General features: G+C 55.2%; 12 protein-coding genes. 6 read left to right on the plus strand and 6 right to left on the minus strand.

Translation table 11 applies throughout. The features are described from left to right. Positions 1 to 12 precede the first annotated feature (12 nt). Positions 13 to 738, minus strand: a complete 726-nt coding sequence (locus tag NBZ79_RS03105; RefSeq protein ID WP_251935428.1) for a carbonic anhydrase — start codon at positions 736 to 738, stop codon at positions 13 to 15. A 173-nt stretch (positions 739 to 911) separates the two neighbouring features. Between NBZ79_RS03105 and NBZ79_RS03110 the strand changes: the two genes are divergently transcribed. Beyond that, positions 912 to 2,834: a primary-amine oxidase gene (locus NBZ79_RS03110; RefSeq protein ID WP_251935430.1), complete on the plus strand. Its 1,923-nt coding sequence runs from the start codon at positions 912 to 914 to the stop codon at positions 2,832 to 2,834. A gap of 5 nt (positions 2,835 to 2,839) precedes the next feature. On the opposite strand, the gene NBZ79_RS03115 is transcribed toward NBZ79_RS03110, so the two are convergent. From NBZ79_RS03115 to NBZ79_RS03125, 3 genes are all read right to left on the minus strand, one after another. Further along, a complete protein-coding gene (locus NBZ79_RS03115) occupies positions 2,840 to 3,460 on the minus strand; it encodes a LysE family translocator (RefSeq protein ID WP_251935432.1) in 621 nt (206 codons plus the stop codon). A 119-nt stretch (positions 3,461 to 3,579) separates the two neighbouring features. After that, complete coding sequence (locus NBZ79_RS03120; RefSeq protein WP_251935433.1) at positions 3,580 to 6,189, minus strand: AIM24 family protein; 2,610 nt, start codon at positions 6,187 to 6,189, stop codon at positions 3,580 to 3,582. A gap of 100 nt (positions 6,190 to 6,289) precedes the next feature. Further along, positions 6,290 to 7,216, minus strand: coding sequence for a LysR substrate-binding domain-containing protein (locus tag NBZ79_RS03125; RefSeq protein ID WP_251935435.1), 927 nt, complete (start codon positions 7,214 to 7,216; stop codon positions 6,290 to 6,292). Between the two features lie 135 nt (positions 7,217 to 7,351). Between NBZ79_RS03125 and NBZ79_RS03130 the strand changes: the two genes are divergently transcribed. From NBZ79_RS03130 to NBZ79_RS03145, 4 genes are all read left to right on the plus strand, one after another. Further along, positions 7,352 to 8,788, plus strand: a complete 1,437-nt coding sequence (locus tag NBZ79_RS03130) for a catalase (RefSeq protein WP_251935437.1) — start codon at positions 7,352 to 7,354, stop codon at positions 8,786 to 8,788. Positions 8,789 to 9,240: 452 nt separating this feature from the next. Further along, positions 9,241 to 19,242 (plus strand): autotransporter outer membrane beta-barrel domain-containing protein, encoded by a 10,002-nt coding sequence (locus NBZ79_RS03135; protein ID WP_251935438.1) that lies wholly within the window; start codon positions 9,241 to 9,243, stop codon positions 19,240 to 19,242. A gap of 51 nt (positions 19,243 to 19,293) precedes the next feature. Then, positions 19,294 to 19,818, plus strand: coding sequence for an invasion associated locus B family protein (locus NBZ79_RS03140; protein WP_251935439.1), 525 nt, complete (start codon positions 19,294 to 19,296; stop codon positions 19,816 to 19,818). Between the two features lie 93 nt (positions 19,819 to 19,911). Next, positions 19,912 to 20,676 (plus strand): SDR family NAD(P)-dependent oxidoreductase, encoded by a 765-nt coding sequence (locus NBZ79_RS03145; protein WP_251935441.1) that lies wholly within the window; start codon positions 19,912 to 19,914, stop codon positions 20,674 to 20,676. A 52-nt stretch (positions 20,677 to 20,728) separates the two neighbouring features. Here the strand turns inward: NBZ79_RS03145 and NBZ79_RS03150 are convergent, their stop codons facing one another. Then, positions 20,729 to 21,607, minus strand: coding sequence for a LysR family transcriptional regulator (locus tag NBZ79_RS03150; RefSeq protein ID WP_251935443.1), 879 nt, complete (start codon positions 21,605 to 21,607; stop codon positions 20,729 to 20,731). A 118-nt stretch (positions 21,608 to 21,725) separates the two neighbouring features. On the opposite strand from NBZ79_RS03150, the gene NBZ79_RS03155 reads away from it, so the two are divergent. Beyond that, complete coding sequence (locus NBZ79_RS03155; RefSeq protein WP_251935445.1) at positions 21,726 to 22,316, plus strand: cytochrome P460 family protein; 591 nt, start codon at positions 21,726 to 21,728, stop codon at positions 22,314 to 22,316. A 91-nt stretch (positions 22,317 to 22,407) separates the two neighbouring features. Here the strand turns inward: NBZ79_RS03155 and NBZ79_RS03160 are convergent, their stop codons facing one another. Further along, positions 22,408 to 23,331 carry an aminotransferase class IV gene (locus NBZ79_RS03160; RefSeq protein ID WP_420854574.1) on the minus strand — a complete coding sequence of 308 codons (924 nt, stop codon included), beginning with the start codon at positions 23,329 to 23,331 and terminating at the stop codon, positions 22,408 to 22,410. Positions 23,332 to 23,426 lie beyond the last annotated feature (95 nt).

The following is a 23,426-nucleotide window of genomic DNA, read 5'->3' on the forward strand; positions in this document are numbered from 1 at the left end:
GATTGGTACCCTTTACACGAGAGAAACTCTGCCGTCTTTCAGATCATAAACAGCCCCAACGATATCGATCTTTTTGTCATTGTAAAATTTATTGACGATCGGTGCAGATATTTTCAATTTGGCAACTTGCTCACGGACATTTTGAACGATTGAATTGTTCAACAAATCTCCCGATTTCTCTGCTTTCGCCTTGATTACCGCGGGTTCAATGGCAGAGATAAGTTCCGGCAGGTGCCCGGGAAGGTCGGCCTCATTCTGGAGAACATCAATTGCAGCACCCACAGCGCCGCAACTGGTATGCCCCATGACAATAACCAACGGGGTTCCCAAAAACTTGACGCCATACTCGAGGGAGGCAAGCAAGTTCGGACTCATGACGTTGCCGGCAACTCGCATGATGAAAAGATCGCCGGGGTCCTGATCAAAGGCCATATCCGGGACGACCCGCGAGTCCGAACAGCTAAGGATCGACGCAATGGGGAATTGGGCTTTTACCAGATTCGGACGATTGGCAGAAAAATCCTGCTGTTCAGGCATGTTAGCGACGTAGCGACCATTGCCCTCCATTAACCGGGCGAGCGCATCGGCAGGCGTAATTGCATTGGGGGCGTTATTGGCAAAAGCGGAAAACGCTCCCGTCATGCCAAATGGCGTGACGCTGGCGGCAACACCGGCCTTTAGAAGATTTCGTCGGGAAACTTGAAATTTCTGTGAAGTTTCATGGTGAAAGTCGCACATGTAGATAAACCTCTCTCAGAAATAATCGTACTATTATATTGGAAACATTCCATATAGCGCCCATCCGGTCAAGCCATCATCATGGAACATTGCAGCCTTCGCCTTGCCAATTGGGTCCTGTTTAGGGGATGATGAATTACCACTTTCAACATTTCGCATGATCAGGGAATAATATGATGGATGAAATTCATATTGGGACGACGCGGCATCCGCTTTCGTCCCTATCAGCTGCAGAAATCCTAAAGGCTGCCGAGATTGTAAAAAACACTCTCGAGCAGGATGCCGATCTGCATTTCGAAATGATTGAGTTGGCTGAACCGGATAAGGCCAATGTTGCTGCTCATGTGCCCGGCACAAAGCTTATCCGGCAGGCTTGGGTAAACAGCTACTCGCCGGCCCAAAACGGTGTCACCCGAAGCCTTGTTTCACTGGATTCTGAAGCTCTCCTGTCTTCGACATATTTGCCAGACGCCCATCCGATGATTGCGCCGGAAGAATTTGGCGAGATTGAAGAAGCGTTGAAAGCCGATCCGCGATTTATCGCCGCATGTGAACGCCGGGGTATCGAGGATATATCGCTGGTGACGGCGGATGCCTGGTCCGCCGGAAACTTTGGTGTTGAGAATGAAAAGGGGCGCCGCGTTTCCCATGTTTTTTGCTGGGTTCGAAATGACAAGCTGGATAATCACTACGCTCATCCACTCGAGGGGCTGAATGCGACCATTGATATTCGAACCGGCGAAGTTATTGACGTTTTTGACACGGGAGATGTACCGGTCCCGCGGGCTGCTTCAAATTACGACCGGACATACCAGGCGACTATACGCGAGGATTTACGGCCAATTAACGTAGAGCAGCCTGACGGGGTCAGCTTTACGATGACCGGCGATCAGCTGAACTGGCATGACTGGCAACTGGTCATTGGTTTCAATGCGCGTGAGGGATTGACACTGCATCAGGTATCTATTGGCGGTCGGCCCGTTCTCTACCGGGCGTCAATTGCCGAGATGATGGTGCCCTACGGGTCGCCCGAAGGGGCACATCCGCGAAAGAACGTCTTTGATGTGGGGGAATATGGTGTCGGGCGGTTAATCAATTCATTGGAATTGGGGTGTGATTGTCTCGGATCCATCCAATATCTGGATGCGGTTCTCAATGACCGTGAGGGCCAAACGGTCACTTTGCGGAACGCCATTTGTATTCATGAAGAAGACACGGGCATTTTATGGAAGCATTACGATTTCCGCACCGGCCGGAGAGAAACCAGGCGCGCCCGGCGGCTGGTTATTTCATCCATAACAACGGTCGGTAATTATGAATATGGATATTACTGGTATCTGTATCTTGACGGGACCATAGAGTTTGAAATCAAGGCCACGGGCATTATTAATACGACGGCTTGCCTGCCTGGTCATCCGGGCCCCTACGGTGTCGAGGTGTCCCCCGGTGTGCTGGGCCAGATTCACCAGCATGTTTTCTGTGCACGGCTGGATATTACCGTTGATGGTAATATGAATTCCGTCGTCGAATGCAACACGGCGGCGGAGCCGATGGGGCCGGATAATCCCTATGGAAATGCCTACCGGCAAACAGAGACCTTGCTTGTATCGGAGAAAAAGGCAGCGCGTAAAGCTGATCAAGGGACCCAGAGATTCTGGAAATTCAAAAGTGCTGAGCGGAAAAACCATGTGGGGATACCCACGGCATATAAATTGATGCCAATGTCGACCGTCACACCGTTCATCTCACCGGACGGACCCTCCGGCAAGCGGGCGGGTTACATCTATAATGATTTATGGGTGACAGCCTTTGATCCGGAGGAGCGGTTTCCGGCGGGTGAATTTGTAAATGGCAGCGATGGCAGCGATGGATTGCCAAAATTCGTAGAAAGTGACAGCGATCTTGTCGATCAGGATCTGGTCGCCTGGCATGTGTTCGGGTTACATCATATGCCGCGCCCGGAAGACTATCCCGTTCAGCCCTGCATTTCCTGTGGGTTTAAATTAATGCCCGTCGGGTTCTTCGATAACTCCAACGTTCTGGATATACCCTGGGAAAGGAACGCGGCCAGCTGCCCGGCTAAATCATCCGGCTAGGGTCCTTACTTCTCCGCACTGGCAAGCAAGCTGCCGACAGCGATGAAGGATGCACCGGTTATTCTGTTAAACCAGCGTCCGACCTTGCTTTTTGCAAGCCACGGCGCCAGTTTGCTTGCCGACACTGCCAGAATGATCTCCAGAATAAACTCGAAACATACGAACGTACCGGCCAGAACAAAAAACTGAAGTATCTGGGAGCCATTGGGATCGACGAATTGCGGCAGAAACGCCGCGAAAAAAATAATCCCTTTCGGATTTGAGGCTGCCGCCATAAAGCCCTGAATGAAAAGCTTGTAGCGGTTTGCTGATCCGGTTCTGAATTCCGGCTGTGCCGATAACGGCGGCGCTCTCCAGGTTACGATACCAAGATAAATCAAATATCCCGCACCAACCCACTTTACAATATTGAAGGCCAGGGTAGATGTTGCAAGCAATGCCCCCAGGCCAGCCATGCAAATACCGATAATCAGGGCGAAACCGATAGCGCCACCAAGGCTGGTGAACAGGCTTTTTCGAACCCCATAAGTGGCACCATGGCTGAGGATCAAAAGCGAGTTTGGGCCGGGTGTGAGGCTGAGGGCTGCCGTTGCCAACAGATATACGATCCAGATTTCGATGGACATGGGCCGGGTATGCTCCGTTAAAGGTAAAGACTCATGGCATCCGGGGTGCGCCGGACATTATGTATACTAGAGAATTATTTTAAGGAATGGATAATTTCTTCCAGGACAAGATTGCGGGTTTAGAACGGAATAAAAACCGGCGGGATAAAGCGGACGGCGCCGGCGCCCCGTTTGCCATTTTCCGAGACATCGCCAATGGCGGCCCCGCCACCGGAGAAACTCATCTGGGCGGAATGAAAATAGACATTCCAGGGCGTCGAGGAGGAATTTACGTGAAAACGGGCCACATCTGTCCAGCCGATAAACCGCAGTGGATCGATGGACCGGGCGGTGTCAGGCGAGGTGTAGATTTCCGGTTTTCCATAAGTTCGCAGGATCAATATTCCCGGCCCTTCGGCAACGGAGAAAAACATGCGGCCAAAGGCCATGGCCGTCAGGCTGAGGGAGATATGTGTGCTCAGGCCGACGGTTTCGCTAAAGGCCGCCAGGTTCCCTTGCGAGAAATAGACACGCTCCCCGTCTTGTAATGTCCATTCAAGAAACTGCCGCCCTTGCGATGTTTGTATGGAAATCGTGTCTTTGTTATTTTCCACAACCTCGACCTTGACCATCTTATAGGTCCCGGTGAACAGCCGGCGCAACGCCGCCTTAAACGGTTGCGGCCAGGCGACTCCTTGCGATTTCCCCGACGGACTGAGAGCCGGCTTAATGTAATAATGTTCCCTGTTTGCGGATTTGAAAATATATTCAGGATCAAATCCGGTGCGGATCCTGGCAGGGGCGGGCGAGGAGGAGGGGGCTTCATTCTGCAGCTCGATGGGAAGCGCGTGCCCCGTTTCATTTTTGAAGGCAATTCGCCCGAATATATAAGCAAAGCTTTTGATGGCGGCAATCAACAGGATCATATTGGCGAGCAGGTTAAGGGTTCGCACAGTCCAGAAAACATCTGCAATGGTGTTTCGAACCCCTCGTTTTATCGTATCCAGAGTGGCGCTTAAATACAGCTCGATTTCCCGAAGCTGTTTATCGGCTGCGTCGCCGGATAAATTGGCCAGATCTGACGTGAGGTCATTGAGCTTTCTCAGCTGCCGGTTGCGGATCGACATATAGGCATCGAGGATGGAAATTTTTACATTGCGAATGACGTTGCAGGTTATCTGATGCAGCTTGCAGGACGGTGGTTTCAGGCTGCTGATATTATTGATCAGGTCCTGGCGGGCGGGAAAAATTGACACATACTGGGTCTCGACGAATTCTGGAATTTGCTTTTTCGATTTTTTCGCAAGGCTCCGGTATTTGGCCAGCATGTCTTCGAGTTGTAATTCCTGGTTTTTAAAGGCGATATCGACAGACGTGTAGATATCCAGCTCCAGATTTGAATCCTCCCCGCGCGTGACCAGTTTATCGGATGTCGGGCCATCACATTCAAACAGGCCGACCCCGTCATTCGTGCATTCGATCCCATAGACGGCATCCTGCGCCCGTGTGTCGACGTAAAAAGACAACCACAGACCAGCCGCAAGACTTAGCCCTATCGGGATCCAGAGGAAGACCGTCAGCAGGGAATACAGAAGGAACCGGCGCTGGCTCATCTGCCTGAGGATTGGCAAATTCTGAACTACCCCGAGGACAAGAAGCCGCAGGAGAACGGCCGAGACAATAAAAAGAACCAGCGGATATGTACTGAGAAAGAAGGCGAAAAACACATGGGCAATGGATCCACCCTCTTCCACGCGGGAGAATGGGTTGAGCGTCACCACAAGGATGATCAGGCAGGCCGCGGCAAATTGGGGCGTTCGAATTCGGCTGCCGATCGCAAAGCAAAGAAGCGCCGCTAACGAGGCCGCGCTGATGATCAGCGTCCATAATCGCGTGTTTTGATTGGGGGCGGTAGAGAGGGTTTTATCCAGTTGAACATTCAGTTGGGTAAGGCTCAATATCAAATCGGTTGAGTATTGTTTACGGGCTTCGCTGTACTGATGGATCCGGTTCTTGACGGCTTGAACATTTGACCCTCTTCGTTTCTCGAAATCATCGATGGCCTTCTTGAAATCCGCCAGTTTTGCTTTTACTTTCTTCGATTGGAACGGCAGTCTTGACATTTTTTCATATGCCGACTGGGCGGTGTCGAGTTTCTTCGCGATTTCTTTGTCTTTCTCCTCAGCAGCCCCCAGACTGTTCCGGGCTTTCTTATGTGACTTTACGGCTTTCCAGTACCTGTTCGCGTTCCCCTTCGCAGTGTCGGTTGCTAAGACAAGGGCGCCGAATTGATTTTCTGCGGTCGCCGGGGCTGTTCGGAATGCCGGGACAACATCGAGGACGATTTTCTCAATCGATGAGGCGGTCTGCTGCCGTTTCGGTTCAAAATAATCGGCCGTGATATGATCTTCCGGATAGACGCTCATTTCCGTCAGCGGGCTGAAAAACAGAAGGAGCAGCGGGGCAAGGGCAATCACTGCCAGGAATTTTCTCGTTGCGAAGCACAGAAAAACACCCGCTGCAAACAAGCCCAGATAGACCCAGGTGAAAGGCTTGACTAGAAATTCCGGCGCGATGCTGGATCCGCCGAAACACCCGACGGAGGGGATTTCAAACAAGGCGGCAATATCTGAAAAATTGAGGCACCAGTGGGTTGGGGGCAAGGTTGCAGAGACGGCCGCCGGAACAGTTCCCAACAAGACTGTCAGCCAAAACAGGTTCTGGTAGATCTTGTTATTGAATATAAGCATTTACTCAGCAACCTTTACCAACGCACAGCACCAATCTTTAACCGTTACCTGTCAATTTGGGGCATTTTCGAAGTCTATCTTGTTTATGGTTAACATGAAACTAATACCCCATGGGCTCATTTTGGCTCAACAGCATGGCTTTTGGGACATGGGCACGGATAATCCGCGCTATTTGATGTAAAATCTCCGTTCGGGGGAAAGAGGTGCGGCTGACAAGCCGGACGGTTCTGCCGACTTTCCGCGTTGCTTCCGGCCGGATGAGCATGGCTGATTTGACCGCCCCGCCGCCGGGTTTTGCCAATTCCGGCAAAAGAGTGACACCGTCCCCGGCAGCCACCAGCGCGAGCAACGTTTCCAGGCTGGTTTCGCGGGTATTGGCGCTGGCTGTACCGGCGGATGCATTGCAGGCTTCCAGCATTTGATCGCGAAAACAATGCCCATCTGCCAGCAGTAAAAGCTCCGCCGCGTGAAGCTCTGACAGATCGATGGCGTCCCGGGTGGCAAGCGGGTGGTTCCTGGGAAGGGCAACCCAAAAGGGTTCGTCATAAAGCGGCAGGTCCTGCATATGCAAAGCCTGCGGCGGCGTCGCGAGAAGGGCCGCGTCAAGCTGTCCGTGAACAAGACGGTTTTCCAGATTCCCGGTCATGTCTTCAATCAATGTAAGCTGGACATTCGGCAATTGCTTGCGGATCGCCGTCAAGACCAGTGGCGATAAATAGGGGCCGATCGTCGCAATCATACCCAGGCGAAAAGGCCCGGACAGGGGGTCCCTTGCCAATTGGGCTGTGGTCACTATCTCCTCTGATAAGGTGACCAGTTTTCGGGCCTGTTCAACGATCTGTTCTCCGATAGGGGTGATCTGGACGCGCCGGTTGGTCCTCTCGAACAACATAACACCGAGCTGATCTTCAAGCTTTCGGATCTGGCCGCTCAACGCAGGTTGGCTGACATGGCATTTGAGGGCGGCCCTGCCGAAATGTCTTTCGTCAGCGACGGCCACCAGATATTTCATGTCCCGAATGTTCATTTTGCTTGTCCGGTAATTTTATTAATAGGCAATACCTATCAAATTCATAATATCAAACGATTTTATTTATGAAAAGTCCTTTGCTATTTATTGAAATGTATTCATTGGAAGCACATAGCACGGAGGAAAGTCATCATGTCCAAATGTCCCGTAATGACCACAGCGAACGGAAGTCCCGTCGCAGACAATCAAAACAGCCTGACCGCCGGGCCGCGAGGCCCGCTTCTGGCCCAGGACTGGCAGTTATTTGAGAAACATGCGCATTTCAATCGGGAACGCATCCCGGAAAGAGTTGTCCATGCCAAGGGGTCCGGGGCATTCGGAACCTTCACCGTCACGGGCGATATCACAAAATATACCAAGGCGAAATTGTTCGAGATGGGCAAGCAGACGGATGTCTTCTTGCGGTTCTCCACTGTTGCCGGGGAAAAAGGGGCGGCGGATGCGGAGCGGGATGTGCGCGGTTTCGCCTTGAAATTCTATACGGAAGAAGGCAACTGGGATCTGGTTGGCAATAACACGCCAGTCTTTTTTGTCCGGGATCCCTACAAATTCATGGATTTTGTCCATAGCCAGAAACGTGATCCACGCACCAATTTGCGGTCCGGGACAATGCAATGGGATTTCTGGTCCCACGCGCCGGAAGCTCTGCATCAGATCACCATTCTCATGTCGGATCGCGGCCAGCCTGCCTCGTACCGGCATATGAACGGCTATGGGTCGCATACCTACAGCTTTATCAATTCACAGAATGAGCGGGTTTGGGTCAAGTTTCATTTCAAGACCGAGCAAGGTCAAAAAACCAATTCCGATGCGCAAGTAGCGGACCTGATTGCCGGGGACCGGGAAAGCCATCAGCGGGACCTGTATCAGGCCATCGAAGATGGGAATTTTCCGCAATGGAAAGTCAAGGTACAGATCATGACCGAAACACAAGCGGAGGCGACGTCTTACAACCCGTTTGACCTGACCAAGGTATGGCCCCATAGCGAATTTCCGCTGATTGAAATTGGAACTCTGGAGTTAAACCGCAACCCGGAGAATTATTTCGCCGAGGTGGAGCAGGCCGCCTTTACGCCAGCGAATATTGTTCCGGGCATCGGCCATAGCCCCGACAAGATGCTGCAAATGCGAATCCTCTCTTACGGGGATGCGCAACGCTATCGGGTTGGGGCCAATCACCAGCATTTGCCCGTCAATGCGGCCCGCTGCCCGGTTCGCAATTATCAACGCGACGGTGCCATGCGCTTCGATGGAAATGGCGGCGGTGCGGTTAATTACGAACCCAACAGCTTCGGTGGACCCGCGGAAGATCCTTCGGTGAAAGAGCCGGCACTGGCCCTTGACGGGGCGGCGGACCGCTATGACCATCGTGAGGGCAATGATGATTTCACCCAGGCAGGTAACCTGTTCCGGATTATGGGTAAAGAGGAACAGAACCGGTTGATGGATACAATCGCCGGTGCCATGGCCGGGGTTCCGGAAGAAATCATTGAGCGGCAGCTGGGCTATTTCTCCAAGGCGGATACAGCCTATGGTGCAGGGATCGCAGCGCGGTTGCAGCGCTCCTGAAACCTGATCCAATGCAATCGGCTCGAAGAGCCTCAATCCGATTTGGCCGGCGCTTGAAATGAAGCGCCGGCCTTTTTTTACCGGTCAATTTCCAAAAATAATACTATTTAAACACGTATTACATTTCGTGACATATAATTACAATGTCTATGTTGATTGAAATGCCTGGTGAAGACTAATATATAACTCACTAGCAAGGTAGACAACGCAATTTTTAAACTAGAGGGTCGGTTATAAAGTTCCATTTGTACATAAAATTCATTAGTAATCAATATTTTAGAAAGTAGTTTTGCCACTATTGTATCTTTTGCAAGAGTAAGCGGAGATGACTGACGATAGAGGCAGCCGACCCTCATTTTTTGACCTGAATACGCCAGAATTTATTTTTTTCGCTACCCATATACACACTCAGATAGAGTATTTAAATTCAAACTGAATGGTACAGTATTAGATTGTCCAAGAACGCATTCTCACGCAGGGTGAATGGCGGTGATTGTCACTGCCATTCCTATCGGTACCGGTTAGATCAACCGGTAAAGGGGCGCAGTGATTATTTTTGCGGTCTCTCAACCGGGTTTGGGCGGATTGCCGTTGTGGGATTGCTTGTGGTCCTGTTGAGCGCCGGGAATTCCGTATCTATTGCCAGAGCAGATTGTGTGATTAACGGCACTGTCGAGACTTGTACGGGGGACTTGTCCGACGGTGTATCTGAAACCAATACCGGCATAGAAACCCTGAATGTCAATTCCCTGACCGATACTATTGCGCCCGATGGCGGGACATCGGGAATAAGTTTTCGAAAAGAAGGTGCGGACGGGGAGCATCCCTCTTTGTTTCCTACCCCGTCCGCAGGGACGGCCGGATCCGATGGGGGCGCCGTTTCCATTGGGTATACGGGAGAGGTCTTCTCAATATCCACGATCGGTAATGACGCAGAAGGGATTGTCGGCTGGAGTAGCGGTGGCACGGGCGGGGGCGGCCTGGACGGCATAGATGTTGGGTTTGCCGGGCACCATGGGGGCTCAGCGGGTGCGGTTAAAATCGTCAGCGTCGGGGAAATCAAAACGGCGGGAGACCAAAGTGATGGTATTCTGGCCGTTACCCTGGGCGGCAGTGGCGGTCATGGCGGCGCGGCGAGTTCTAATACGGATGCGGTTGGCGGTGTGGGCGGTGACGGTGGGACGCCGGAAGAAGTCTATGTACAAAGCGACAGCAAAATTACAACAACCGGGGATGGTTCCCAGGGTATTTTGATCCAAAGTGTGGGCGGTACCGGAGGTGTCGGGGGTGAAGTTCGGCTCGCCAGCGCCGGCGTTTCAGGAGAAGCCGGTCAAAGCGGGGAAGGCGGATTGGTTATTCTGATCAACACAGGTGATATAACCACCGGCGGAACCGGGGCGAATGGTGTCCTGATCCAAAGTCTGGGCGGCTTGGGCGGCGATAGCGGGGATGTCGGGCTGGCAATTTTCGCGGCCGCCCCAAGCGGCAGTACCGGGGCCGCCGGTGGCCAGATTGACGTGACCAATCACGGGACCATCACAACGACCGGCCCCAAATCCGATGGCATACTTGCCCAGAGTATTGGGGGCGGTGGGGGTCATGGCGGCAGCACCATTGCCGTTGTCTCCTTAGGGGGGGACGGTGAAGGCGGCGGGGATGGCGGCTATGTTTCAGTCGTCAATCACGGGGTCATCTCAACAGAAGGTGTCAATTCCCTCGGTATCCTCGCCCAAAGTGTTGGTGGCGGCGGCGGGGACGGCGGCAGCGCCGCGGGTCTTGCGGCCATCGGTGGCCAGGGTGATGACGCTGCGAACGGCGGTGCGGTCCATGTGATAAATACCAATAGGGTGTCCACGGTTGCGGACGGCTCTCTGGGTATTCTGGTTCAAAGCATTGGCGGTGGCGGCGGTCATGGCGGCGACAGTGATGCGCTTATCTCTATCGGTGGCCAATCGGGCAAGGGCGGCGACGGTGATGTTGTTAATTTTGAAAATACGGGCGATGTCTCGACAGAAGGGGATCACGCCGATGGGATCCGGGTGCAAAGCGTTGGCAGTGGCGGCGGTAAAGGCGGCGGCGCCTTGTCTGTGGATCCTGGCGTCGGTGTCTCGGTTTCAGTTGGCGGTAACGGCGGTAGTGCCGGCAATGGCAGCAATGTCTTTGTAAATAAGGACAATACGGCCAGCAGTGACGGGGTCCTGTTGACAACCAAAGGCGATCATTCCGTTGGACTGGCCGCGACAAGTATCGGCGGCGGTGGCGGTAGTGGTGGTTGGGCCCTGGCCGCGTCCGGCGGCGCGTATGCGGTGAGTGTTGCTGTGGGCGGGGACGCCAAGGGTGGCGGTGGCTATGGCGGTGCCGTTGAGGCTAAATTCAACGGTGGCATTTTCACAGAAGGTGATCATAGCGCCGGCATTGCCGCCCAGAGTACGGGGGGCGGGGGCGGCTCCGGCGGATCTGCTGTTTCCATCGCGGCCAGTGCCGCCGGGTCCGTAGATGTCAGCGTCGGCGGTCATGGGGCCATCGGCGGCTTCGGGGACACCGTCGATGTGACCAGCTGGACGGCCATAACGACAATCGGCGATCATTCACCCGGAATTATCGCCTCCAGTATCGGCGGTGGCGGCGGCAACGGGGGCCTCACTGTCGGCGCTGGAATAAGTTCAGCTGCCACTGTCGGTGTCGCCATCGGGGGGACGGGGAGTGGCGGGGGCTACGGGTCTGCGGTCACGGTAAATTCAGTTGGAAATATCAGCACGTCCGGCGATTTTTCCCATGGCCTCCTGGCGCAAAGTGTGGGCGGTGGCGGGGGCAATGGCGGCTTTGCAATCGATGCAGCCGCGTCAACCGCCTTGAACGCGACCATCGCAATTGGCGGGGCGTCGGCGGCTGGCAGTAACAGCGATGCCGTCATCGCGACGAGCACGGGTAATATTTCAACGGCGGGGGATCACGCTTACGGGTTCCTGGCACAAAGTATCGGCGGCGGTGGCGGCAACGGGGGGCATGCCATCAGTGCCTCGGGCGCCCTGGCGGTGGATGCGTCGGTTGGCCTTGGCGGAACGGGCACCGGGGGCGGCGATGCCTCTTCGGTAACGGCCACCAATACCGGTGACATCACAACTCATGGCGATTTTGGCTATGGGTTGCTTGCGCAAAGTCTCGGCGGCGGCGGCGGCAACGGCGGATACGCCATAGGCGGCTCGGCGGCACTGGGTCAGAGTGCGTCCGTTACCCTTGGTGGCAGCGGGGCTGGCGGCGGCGACGGGAGTACGGTTTTCGCCACAAATATTGGCGGCGGCAATGTTAAAACGACCGGTGACCATGCCCATGCGCTTTTTGCCCAGAGCCTGGGCGGCGGCGGGGGCAATGGCGGCTACTCGATCGCCGGGACATTTTCAACAGCGGTCAGTGTGCCGATTGCCATTGGCGGATCCGGTGAAGGCGGGGGCGATGGCGGCGCCGTTACCTTGCATAATGACGGCACGGTTTATACCTCAGGTGTCCAGTCCAATGCGCTTTTTGCCCAAAGTCTCGGCGGTGGCGGCGGGGATGGCGGGTTTAGTGTGGCCGGCGGTGTTTCCCTGAGCTTTGAAGGGACGGCTATCAACGCGGCAGTCAGCGTCGGCGGGCAGGGCGGAGCCGGCGGGACAAGTGACACGGTCGATGTCATCAATGACGGCTATCTGCTGACCCTGGGCCAGAATTCAGCTGGCATAATGGCGCAAAGCGTGGGTGGCGGCGGCGGCAATGGCGGGTTGAGTGTTGCGGGGAGTATTTCCCTTGGCGATGACGCAAGCCTAAGTGCCGGTGTGACCCTGGCGGGGAGTGGTGGCACCGGAAACTCTGCCGCCGACGTAACAGTCGTGAACAATCATTCGATCCGGACGGAAGGGGATAACGCCGCTGCCATTTTTGCCCAGAGTGTCGGGGGCGGCGGTGGCAATGGCGGCGCCAGTATTGGCGCCGGTATTGACGCCAGTGGAGGCAGTGGCGGAAATGCCAGTGTCGCCATCGGCGGATCCGGTGGAAACGGCAATGATGGCGATCAGGTGGACGTGACCTCGACGGGTAATCTCACCACAAAGGGAGATAACGCCGCAGCCATATTCGCCCAGAGCGTTGGCGGTGGCGGCGGCAATGGCAGCTTCACTATTGCCGGGGACATCGGCAATGTGCCGACGGTGGAGGTCGCCGTTTCAGGGTCGGGCTCTGACGGGGGCAAGGGATCAATGGTCAAAGTCGACAGCGACGGCATTATCACCACAAGCGGCTCCAACTCGTTTGGCGTTCAGGCCCAGAGCCTCGGCGGGGCGGGCGGCAATGGTGGGTTCAGTATTGCCGGGGATCTGAACACGGCGACGAATGTCAATGTCAGCGTTTCGGGAAAAGGCGGCGGCGGCGGAACGGCGGGCGCGGTGACCCTTGAACAAGACGGGTCTGTTGTGACCGGCGGTGCCGGGGCGTATGGCCTGTTTGCCCAAAGTGTTGGCGGTGGCGGCGGTAATGGCGGTTTTAGTATCGCAGGGTCGCTCACGCTGGCGACGGGCTCCGCCGTGGGTGCCGGGGTCAGCGTCGCCGGTGACGGCGGAACAAGTTCATCTGCGTCGACCGTTGATCTGACCAACCGGGGGAACATCTCCACATCCGGTGATAATGCAATCGGGGCATTGGCCCAAAGTATCGGCGGATCCGGCGGTAACGGGGGTTTCAGCGTGGCCGGCGGTCTTGATATTGGCGGCAGTGCCGATGTGCATGTCAGTTTGAGCGGGACGGGAGGCATTGGAAATAATGCGGATGTGGTGACATTGGTATCCATTGGTGATGTCACGACGTTCGGAAGCAATTCAGCCGCCCTGCTGGGCCAGAGCATTGGCGGTGGCGGCGGCAATGGAGGGTTCAGCGTTGGTGCGGATGCCAGCGACGCCTTGGCCGTTGACGTCTCTGTTGCAGGCGGTGGATCAAGCGGCGGCCTTGGAGCCAAGGTAAGTGTTGAGAGTAGCGGAATACTTACCACTTACGGTGCTCATTCCTATGGAATCCTGGCTCAGAGCCTGGGCGGGGCCGGTGGCAATGGCGGATTTAGCGTCGCGGGAAGCCTGAGCACCTCTTCAAATGTAAATGTCAGCGTTTCCGGCGGCGGTGGCGGTGGCGGCACCGCAGGTCTGGTAGAGGTGACACAGAAAGAGGGCTATATTATCACAACCGGCAGCGGCGCTCATGGCATTTTCGCGCAAAGCCTGGGCGGCGGGGGCGGTAACGGCGGGTTCAGTGTTGAAGGTGCGCTGACCCTGAGCCCGGAAAGCAGCTTTACTGCGGGCGTTAGTGTTGCCGGTGGTGGCGGCGACAGTTCGACAAGCTCCGACGTGACCGTCGTTAATACGGGTGGCATCCAGACAGAGGGGGATAATGCCAGCGGCATTTTTGCCCAGAGCCTGGGCGGCGGCGGCGGTAGTGGCGGCTTTAGTGTCGCCGGAAATCTCATCTTGAGCGCCGGCAGCGATGCGGCCGTTAATGTTTCAGTTGCCGGTGCCGGCGGCACGGGAAATGCCGGCTCGGATGTCAAGGTTAACAGCACCGGAGATGTCATCACGACCGGGACCAACTCAACCGCCATACTGGCCCAAAGCATCGGCGGCGGCGGTGGTAATGCCGGGTTTAGTGTCTCCGGAAATATCGCCGCGAGCAGCGACGACGGCGTCGCCGCAGGTGCGTCCGTTTCCGGTGAGGGCGGCGAGGGCAATGACGGCGCTGAAATCACTCTAACCTCGCTCGGCAATGTGTCGACCAGCGGTAATAATTCCTCCGGTATTCTGGCCCAAAGCGTCGGCGGCGGCGGCGGTAACGGTGGCTTTAGTGGCGCGTTTGATGGCAGTAAGCAGGCGGCTGTCGGTGTCTCCATCGGCGGCGCCGGGGAGCTGGGCGGCAATGGGGATACGGTGACTGTTGACAGTACGGGGATCATCACAACAGAGGGTTCGCTGTCCTACGGTGTTCTGGCCCAGAGTGTTGGCGGATCCGGTGGAAATGGCGGTTTCAGCTTGTCAGGCGCCTTCAGTACCAAAGCCAGTGTCGGTGTCTCCATTGGCGGCGGCGCAGGCGGCGGCGGAACGGCTTCCGCGGTGACGCTGGTTCAAAAGGGATCTGTCTGGACGAAAGGCAGCGGATCTCATGCGGTTTTCGCACAGAGTGTGGGCGGCGGGGGCGGTACCGGCGGCTTTAGCGGCGCGGCGGCCATAACCTTTAAAGGAAGGGCGGACCTGGGCGTAAGCATCGGTGGCAAAGGCGGCACCGGTGGTACGGCCGGTGCGGTATCACTGACGAGCAGGGATGGATTAGTGATCCATACGGAAGGCGATGGTGCCTATGGCTTGCTCGCCCAGAGTATTGGCGGTGGCGGCGGCGACGGAGGATTTAGCTTTGCTGCCGAGCTCGGATTTGTAAATAGCGACTCATCGACTACCAATATCGGTGTTTCCATTGGTGGCAATGGGGAGACCGGGGGAGCTGCGAGCACGGTGGAAATAATCAACTCGACGGCTGTGGTTACGTTGGGCAATGATGCCTATGGTATACTGGCCCAAAGCGTCGGCGGCGGCGGTGGTAGCGGCGGGCTGTCGATTTCCGGCTCGGTAAATTTGTCAACTGATCCGTCCAATAACCTGAATGTCGCAATTGGTGGCGAAGGAAAAAGCGGTAACATAGCGGCGAAGGTAACTGTAGAAAATGACGGCAATGTAACCACCATCGGAGATCGGTCACGGGGCATTCTGGCGCAAAGTGTCGGCGGCAGTGGGGGTGTTGGCGGTCTTGCTTTCTCTGGAACCCTGGCGGGCGGCGGATCAGACGCGACGGCAAAAACCATTGAAGTGGCCGTGGGCGGCAGCGGCGGCAGCGGCGCAAATGCCGGTGATGTTGAGTTGAAGAATTCAGGTGATATCGCCACGTCCGGAGATCTGGCGGAAGGGATTCTGGCACAGAGTATCGGCGGTGGCGGGGGCGCCGGTGGCCTCGCCGGGACAGGGGTCTTGTCCTATGAAGGCGGGGGAACCAACCTGCATGTTTCGGTTGCTGTTGGCGGTACCGGTGGTGTTGGCGGCCTCGGCGAGAATGTAATGGTTACCAATAATGGCCGTATCACCGGCACCGGGCTTGGGTCAACGGCGATTTATGCCCAGAGTATTGGCGGTGGCGGCGGAAATGGCGGATCCTCCTTCACCGGCGTGATTGACCTGACCAAGCCGGGCGGCGGCGGCGGTGACAGTGACGATGCCTCCAACGACAGGAACCTGACGGTTAATGTCGCAATTGGCGGTGAGGCCGGAAGTGGGGCCAGTGCCGGTACGGTTTCTGTTGTCAATACGGGCGTGCTGACAACATACAAGGGATCAACCAAAGGGATCTTTGCCCAGAGCGTTGGCGGCAGTGGCGGCAGTGGCGGGGCGTCCGATGCCTTTTCCATGGAAATCGGTTCCTGCAGCAATCCGGCGATTCCCGGATGCGGATCGCCTGATTTTACCGCCAAGAGCCTGACACTCGACGTTTCCATTGGCGGCAATGGCGGGGATGGCAACAATGGGGACGCCGTCTCTGTTACCAACAAGAATATAATCCAGACGTACGGGGATGGATCCGAAGCCATTTACGCCCAGAGTATCGGTGCCGGCGGTGGTGAAGGGGGCAATGGATCGCTGGGGCAGAACCTCATTGATGGTGTGCCGGGCGAAATTATTGGTGATATTGATACGGTGCTTAATCCGCCCTTTGCCTTTTGGCAGGAAATCGAAATTACCGTCGGCGGCGCAGGCGGGGCGACCGGCAGCGGCGGAACTGTCACTGTCGACAATGACAATACATTGATCACAACCGGCGACCGGTCCAGCGCCATATTTGCGCAAAGCGTCGGCGGCGGCGGCGGGCAGGGTGGAAATACAGATGGCAATTTCTTAGGAGTCGGCATCGGCGGCAGCAGCGGCGCGGCCGGTGATGGGGACAAGGTGGCAATCGTCAATGACGGGAGCATCCGGACCGATGGAATCGCCTCTATTGGGATCTTTGCCCAGAGTGTCGGCGGCGGCGGCGGTCTCAGTGGCAGCGTTAAACAGGATTTCTTTGGGACCGGAGCGGATGTGGGAATAGGGTTCGGTCTGTCAAAAGGCGGCGGGCATGGCGGGCATGGTGGCGACATCAATGTGGAAAACACAGCCACCATTATGACGGCCGGGAGCGGGGCGCATGGCGTCTTTGCCCAGAGTGTTGGCGGCGGCGGCGGCCTGGCAGGAAGTTCGGGTTCGGATATCGGCGTGAACTTTGCCGGCAGCAACGGAGATGATGGGGATGGGGGTGATGTAACGGTTACCCATACAGGATATATTTACGCGACCGGTGATGGCGCTGCAGGTATTTTCGCCCAAAGTGCCAGTGGTGGTGCCGATGGCAATACGGGAAATGGTGATGATGACTATGCCCTGGAGGCTGCCGGAATTGGCGGGTTGGTGACGGTCACCGCAGAAGGCAGTGTGATGGCCAGCGGTGACAATTCCATTGGCATATTTGCCCAGAGTGTCGGTCTGAACGGCGACGGACAGGTTGTCGTTGTGGTTGATGAGGATGTCGTGATTACCGGCGGCACCGACCCGGATGGCAACGGCGTCGGAGAAGATCCGGCGGGCATCCGTATCCTGGATGGATCGGGAAACAGCATTACCATCAACGGGACGGTCACGACGCTGGACGGTGTCCTCGGCACGGCGATTGATGTTCGCGAGACACAGGTAAACCCCGCCACCGCACTCGAGGATCTGTCACCGGATAGCGGCTCGATTTTCCTTGCCGTCGAACATACCGGCACAACCCTGACCAATAACGGGACGGTGATCGGGTCGATCTTCCTCGCGGATGGGGATAATCTGTTTACCAACACAGAGACATTTATTGCCGGGGAAACCATTGATCTGGGTGGTTCGGACAATCAGTTTGTCAATGACGGTATTCTGTCGCCGGGCGGTGAGGACACCATTATTACAACGACCCTTAATGGGGCGTATCTGCAAACCGAGAACGGGCAAATCCTTGCCGATGTTGATTTTGCCGATAATGATGCAGGGGTAAATTCATCTGACATGATCCAGATTACCGGCGATGCCGTTGTCAATGGCACCATTGTCATCAATTCGCTTAGCGGCGCTTTCGTCGAGCCGGACGAGACCGGAGAGGTGGCAATAATCACGTCGTCAGGAGAGTTCGGAACGCCGTCAATTACCGTGCAGGACACGGAAGTTGTCGATTACGAGTTGCGCACCGATGCGGAAGGTAATGTCTTCCTCGCCTGGGATGTGGATTTCTCCTCTGCGCCGGGTAATTTCAACGCCAATCAATCAGCCATCGGCAATTATCTGGTTGCCGCCATTGCGGCGGGGGAGCCGGAAGCCCTGACGCCTTTGTTCAACGAGATCCTCGATGCCCCGAATGCAACGGTTCTGGCGGATTATTATGACCAGCTGTCACCGGAGCCCTATTTACAAACAGAGCAGGCCGCGGTTCTCAGCGCGCAGCAATTTGGACGCGAGCTGTTTGAATGCCCGGAATCGGCGGTGGCGGTTAGCGATACCGGGTGCGGCTGGCTGGACGTAAGTGGCCGGAAATCAACGCAGTCCGCTGAGTTTGACCAGGCGGGATATGATGAAACCGTTTTGGAAATGCAGTTCGGCATTGGCGGCAGCCTGGGCGAGCAAATGGATATCCTGTTTGGCCTTTCCTATGAAAAATCCTATCTGGATACGGAAGGCCGCGCCTCAACTGTCGGAAACCGGTTCCAGACGGGCGTCGGTATGAGCTTTACAAATGACAGTGGTACCATGCTGTCACTTGCCGCCGTTGGCGGGTTTGCGTCCAATGATATTGAACGGCATCAGACATTGACCGGTACCACCGTTACGGCGCGCGGAAACCAGAAGTTATATTATGGGGGTGGTCAGGCGCGGGTCCTGCAAAGCTTCCAGTTTGACCATATCTCCGTGGCCCCCGAGATTGGCGGCTGGGTTGGATATTTCCGTCACAACAAGCTGACTGAAACCGGTGCGGGCCCGACAAACCTGGAAATCAACGCAGGCAGCAATACCTATGTGGCCCTCCGTCCTGCCGTGACGGTCGGTACCGAATTCCTAAGGGATGATGGCAGTTTCTTCCGGCCCTATTTGGGCGGGGGCGCCAGCTTTGCCCTGACAGAAGGCGGGTTGAGCCGGACCGACTTGACCGCCAGCCTGCAGGGCGACAGTAATCTGGCACCGGCTTTCACGGCGTCCCGGTCCTTGGAAAACCCCTATTACGATGTGCAGCTTGGTCTCGATTGGGTGAGCCCGGCCGGGGTGGCTTTCAGGGTCGGGGGTGTCGCCCAGTTTGCAAATAACTATAAATCCTACGGTGGAACCTTGAGGCTTGTTGCACCGTTCTAGGGCAGATTAACAGTAGATATACCGAGTTTAGTTTAGTGGAAGGACAAGATTTTGGACGTAAAATTAGCCTGTCGCGTGTTGATTATTGGGGCGTTGCTATTGGTGGTAAGCAGCCGGGTGGGGATCACTCAGGCGCAGACCACGACAGCCGAGGCACCGATGCCAGCAGAAAGCCCATGGTCAGTGCATTGTGAGGCAATTTCCCGCGAAGCGCTTCCGGACTGTCGTATTGAACAAAGGGCAGTGGTGACGAAAACCGGCCGTCTTCTCTTGCAGGTCACCCTTCAGGTCCCGGCGGATACCCGTGAGCCGGTATTAATGATCCAGGGCCCGCTGGGCACTTTTCTACCGGCCGGTATCGGGCTCGACGTGGATGGCGCCGAGCTTATTGAGTTGCCGTTCCAGACCTGTGAAGCCAATGGATGCTTCGCTGCCACACCCATGACAGCGGATCAATTGGAGGCCTTGTTTGGCGGACAGAAATTGAATGTCCAGCTTCAGTCTGTAAACAGGCAGCCGATTACGGTGCCCATGTCACTTATCGGATTTACATCGGCCTATAGAAAAATCCAGTAGCCCTTGGTTGAACAGCTGTCCGCTGTCTTGAATTTTCCGACTGCATAGCGGGCAAATTGCGGCTATAGTTTCCAAAAAAGAAGGAAACGAGCCATGAAACCTGTCTGTTTAGTTCTCGGCGCCGGTGCGGGCATTGGCGGAACCGTTGGTAAGAAATTCGCAAACTCCGGATATCACAGCGTCCTCTGTCGGCGCAGTGACAAGGAAGGCCTTGATAAACTTGTACAGAATATAGAGGATGCGGGCGGCTCGGCCTCCGGCTTTCTGCTCAATGTCGTCGAACCGGATAGCATTGAAAATCTTGTCGCCAAGATCGAGGCGGATATCGGGCCGATCGAAGTAGTCATTTTCAATTTGGGGGCACAGATCGGCGACCGGTCGCTGAAAGAAACCAGTTACAAGATGTTTGAACTGGGCTGGCGCATGGCAACCTTCGCCCTGTTCCGTCTGGCCTCGTCCGTTTGTCCGCTTATGGAAGAACGCGGCAAGGGAACCATTCTTGTCACCTCGGCAACGGCCGCCATGCGGGGAAATCGCGGTCAACATTCCCATGCGGCGGCCATGGGCGGGCGGCGGATGCTCTGTCAGTCCCTCAATGCGGAGTTTGGCCCCAAGGGCATTCATGTGGCCCATATCCTCATTGACGGATCAGTGGATGCACCGGATACCCTCGGTAAAATGCTGGGCGAGGAGAAGTTCAAACAATTGCGCGAAACAAAGGGCCAGGAGAATGACGGGCTGGTTTTGCCCGAAAAAATTGCCGAGACATATTTTCATATTGCCCAGCAACATCGGTCAACCTGGACAAATGAGCTGGACATCCGCTCCTTCTCCGACATGCCCTGGTGGAATCATTAAAGGGGATCGATCCAGCACCAGTCGATGAACATCCTGGACGTTAAATCGCAAGTCAAGCCAGCCAGGCGTATTTTGCCGCCTCATCGACGAAGGCTTGCACGGCGGGTGATCGACGGCGACCTGAAACTGTAACCAGTTCAACGTTCCGCATGATATCCGGATCCGTAATAGGCCTGTTTTGAACGCCTTCAACGGATATGGCGAACTCAGGTATGATGGAAATGCCCATGCCTTGCAGAACCATATTCTGCAACCAGTCTTCACGTTCGCTCTTGTACCAAACAGAGACTTCGATGTCTCTTTTCCTTAAAAGTTCAAAGAAAGAGTTTCTGAATTCACAATTCAAACGATCCAGATATCGTTCATCGGCCAGCTCTCCGATGGGGATGTCGGTCATGGCGGAAAACCGGTGATCGGCGGGGAAAATAGCGACCATGCGTTCTTGATACAAGCGAACCGTATCAAAACGATCTTCCAGGTCTGTTGGCAGCCCAAGCAGGGCACAGTCGAGATTTCCTGACAATAACCCCTCATTCAGATTCTGCGGCGTTACATCATAAATGGTTAAGTTGATCCCCGGATGGATCATTTGAAAACGCGATAGGAAAGGGATTGTGCGCGCGGATCCGATCGTACACATAATACCGACTTTCAAGGGGGATTTTTCCAGGTTTAGCAACTTGTTTGCCGCCAATACGGCATCCTGCGTCGTCGTATTGACCCGACCCAGATGTTCCCGCATCACCTGACCCAGATCGGTGAGATGTGTTCGATTACGTTCCCGCCGAAACAGCGCGCCACCAAGCTCCTCTTCCAGCTTTTTTATGGCGCGCGTCAGTGCCGGCTGCGAGACATTGCAGCGTTCTGCTGCACGCGTGAAATTGAGTGTTTCGGCTGTTGTCAGAAAATATCGAATTTGGTGAAATTCCATTGAGCATCTCTTTCACTATAACCATAGAACATTGAAACCATAAAATAACGGTATTTCTGTTTATGGCAACCCGTGCGGCATAATCCGGCTCCATCAGGTCAGAAATAAGGATGAAACAATGATTAAAAATACGATTCCTATCTTCGGGAAAACACTAATGGCTGTTCTGGCTGGCGTACTTGTTATGATATTCATCGTTGAAAAAGCATCAGCGGAAGGGCGCATAGAAGGTCCGAAATATGACGCCGATGGGCAGCTCCTGCGGGCTGATGGCTGGCGGCAATGGATTTTTATCGGTGCGCCTTTGACACCCAATTCCTTGAATGACGGCAAGGCCGCTTTCCCGGAATTTCACAATGTTTACATTGAACCCAAGGCGTTTGCTCATTTCGTTGAAACCGGACAATTTCCAAATGGCACCATGATTGCGAAAGAACTGGTGAGCGTTGGTGAAACCGAAGCGGTAAGTGGCACAGGCTTTTTTCAAGGCGATTTTCAAGGTTTGGAATTTGCCGTGAAAGATACGGAACGTTTTCCAGACGAACCCGGTGGCTGGACATATTATAGTTTTGGCCATGCTTTACCCTATGAAAAGCAAGCCAAGGCTTTTCCAACAGTATCCTGTGCGGCCTGTCATCAGGCAGCGGCAAGCTTCGATATGGTATTTATGCAATATTACCCCGTGTTACGGGCGGCCAAACCCAAATAAGCAGGCAGGACAGACCGTCTGACACCTACTTAAACAACGATTTTTTCCATAAGGCAGGAGGGAAATCTTCCTTCCTGCCGGAACAGCCGGTCTAAGCTGTATTCTCGGCAACCAGGTCGGCATAAAGCTGGCGAATTCTTCTGGAGACGGGCCCGAGACCGTCATGGTCCCCAATGCGCTTGCCATCAATGGTCGCAACCGGCGTTTGCGCGCCAAAGGTGCCGGTCAGGAAAGCTTCCTCCGCACCATAGGCTTCGTACAGACTATAATTCTTTTCATGGACAGGAATGTCGTTTGCCCGGCACAAGTCGATCACTTTCTGGCGGGTGACACCGTTCATGCAATAATCCCCGGTCGAGGTCCAAACCTCGCCGTTGCGGACGATAAAGAAATTGCAGGCATTTGTCGTATTGACGAACCCATGGGGGTCCAGCATCAAGCCTTCATCGGCACCGGCTTGTTCCGCTTGCAGGCAGGCAATGACGCAATTCAATTTGGAATGGGAATTGAATTTCGCATCCTGAGACATGGGCAACCCGCGAACCTGCGGTACGGTCGCCAGCCGGATACCGCTGGCCTGCAAACTGGTTGCTGGTTTGGAATGTTCCATGATGATCACGATCGTCGGCCCCGATTGGGAAAGCACGGGATGCTGGAAAGGCTTCACTTTTGTCCCCCGCGTAATCATCAGGCGGCAATGGACATCATGGCTCATGTCATTCGCCGCAGCGGTTGCGCTGAGCGCCGTCAAAATGCCAGCCCGATCCATCCCTATATCCAGTGAAACCGCTTTGCAGCTGTTAAAAAGCCGGTCCATATGTTCGTCAAAAAAAGCCCATTTTCCGTTGTACAGCCGCATGCCTTCCCACATGCCGTCTCCCAGCATAAACCCTGAATCGTAAACCGAGACCTTGGCCTGGTCCCGGGGAACAATATCGCCGTTGACATAGATCTTTATGTGCTGGTTCCGTTCATCTTCCAACGCATCGTGGGTACTGTGGCTTGGCACGGTCATGTGATCTGGAACCTTTGCATTCATATTAAACCTGGCATTCAATGCTGCTATCAGATGGGCAAGTTTAAACCGCTTTGACGGGAATACCAAGATAG

Source organism: Sneathiella marina, from assembly GCF_023746535.1.
In the GTDB taxonomy this organism is placed as follows: domain Bacteria; phylum Pseudomonadota; class Alphaproteobacteria; order Sneathiellales; family Sneathiellaceae; genus Sneathiella; species Sneathiella marina.

Bases quoted from the DNA above. Each gene is read 5' to 3' on its own strand.
- NBZ79_RS03155 (WP_251935445.1), top strand. From the start codon at position 21,726: ATGATTAAAAATACGATTCCTATCTTCGGGAAAACACTAATGGCTGTT.
- NBZ79_RS03160 (WP_420854574.1), bottom strand. From the start codon at position 23,331: ATGACCGTGCCAAGCCACAGTACCCACGATGCGTTGGAAGATGAACGG.
- NBZ79_RS03115 (WP_251935432.1), bottom strand. From the start codon at position 3,460: ATGTCCATCGAAATCTGGATCGTATATCTGTTGGCAACGGCAGCCCTC.
- NBZ79_RS03150 (WP_251935443.1), bottom strand. From the start codon at position 21,607: ATGGAATTTCACCAAATTCGATATTTTCTGACAACAGCCGAAACACTC.
- NBZ79_RS03105 (WP_251935428.1), bottom strand. From the start codon at position 738: ATGTGCGACTTTCACCATGAAACTTCACAGAAATTTCAAGTTTCCCGA.
- NBZ79_RS03120 (WP_251935433.1), bottom strand. From the start codon at position 6,189: ATGCTTATATTCAATAACAAGATCTACCAGAACCTGTTTTGGCTGACA.
- NBZ79_RS03130 (WP_251935437.1), top strand. From the start codon at position 7,352: ATGTCCAAATGTCCCGTAATGACCACAGCGAACGGAAGTCCCGTCGCA.
- NBZ79_RS03125 (WP_251935435.1), bottom strand. From the start codon at position 7,216: ATGAACATTCGGGACATGAAATATCTGGTGGCCGTCGCTGACGAAAGA.
- NBZ79_RS03145 (WP_251935441.1), top strand. From the start codon at position 19,912: ATGAAACCTGTCTGTTTAGTTCTCGGCGCCGGTGCGGGCATTGGCGGA.
- NBZ79_RS03110 (WP_251935430.1), top strand. From the start codon at position 912: ATGATGGATGAAATTCATATTGGGACGACGCGGCATCCGCTTTCGTCC.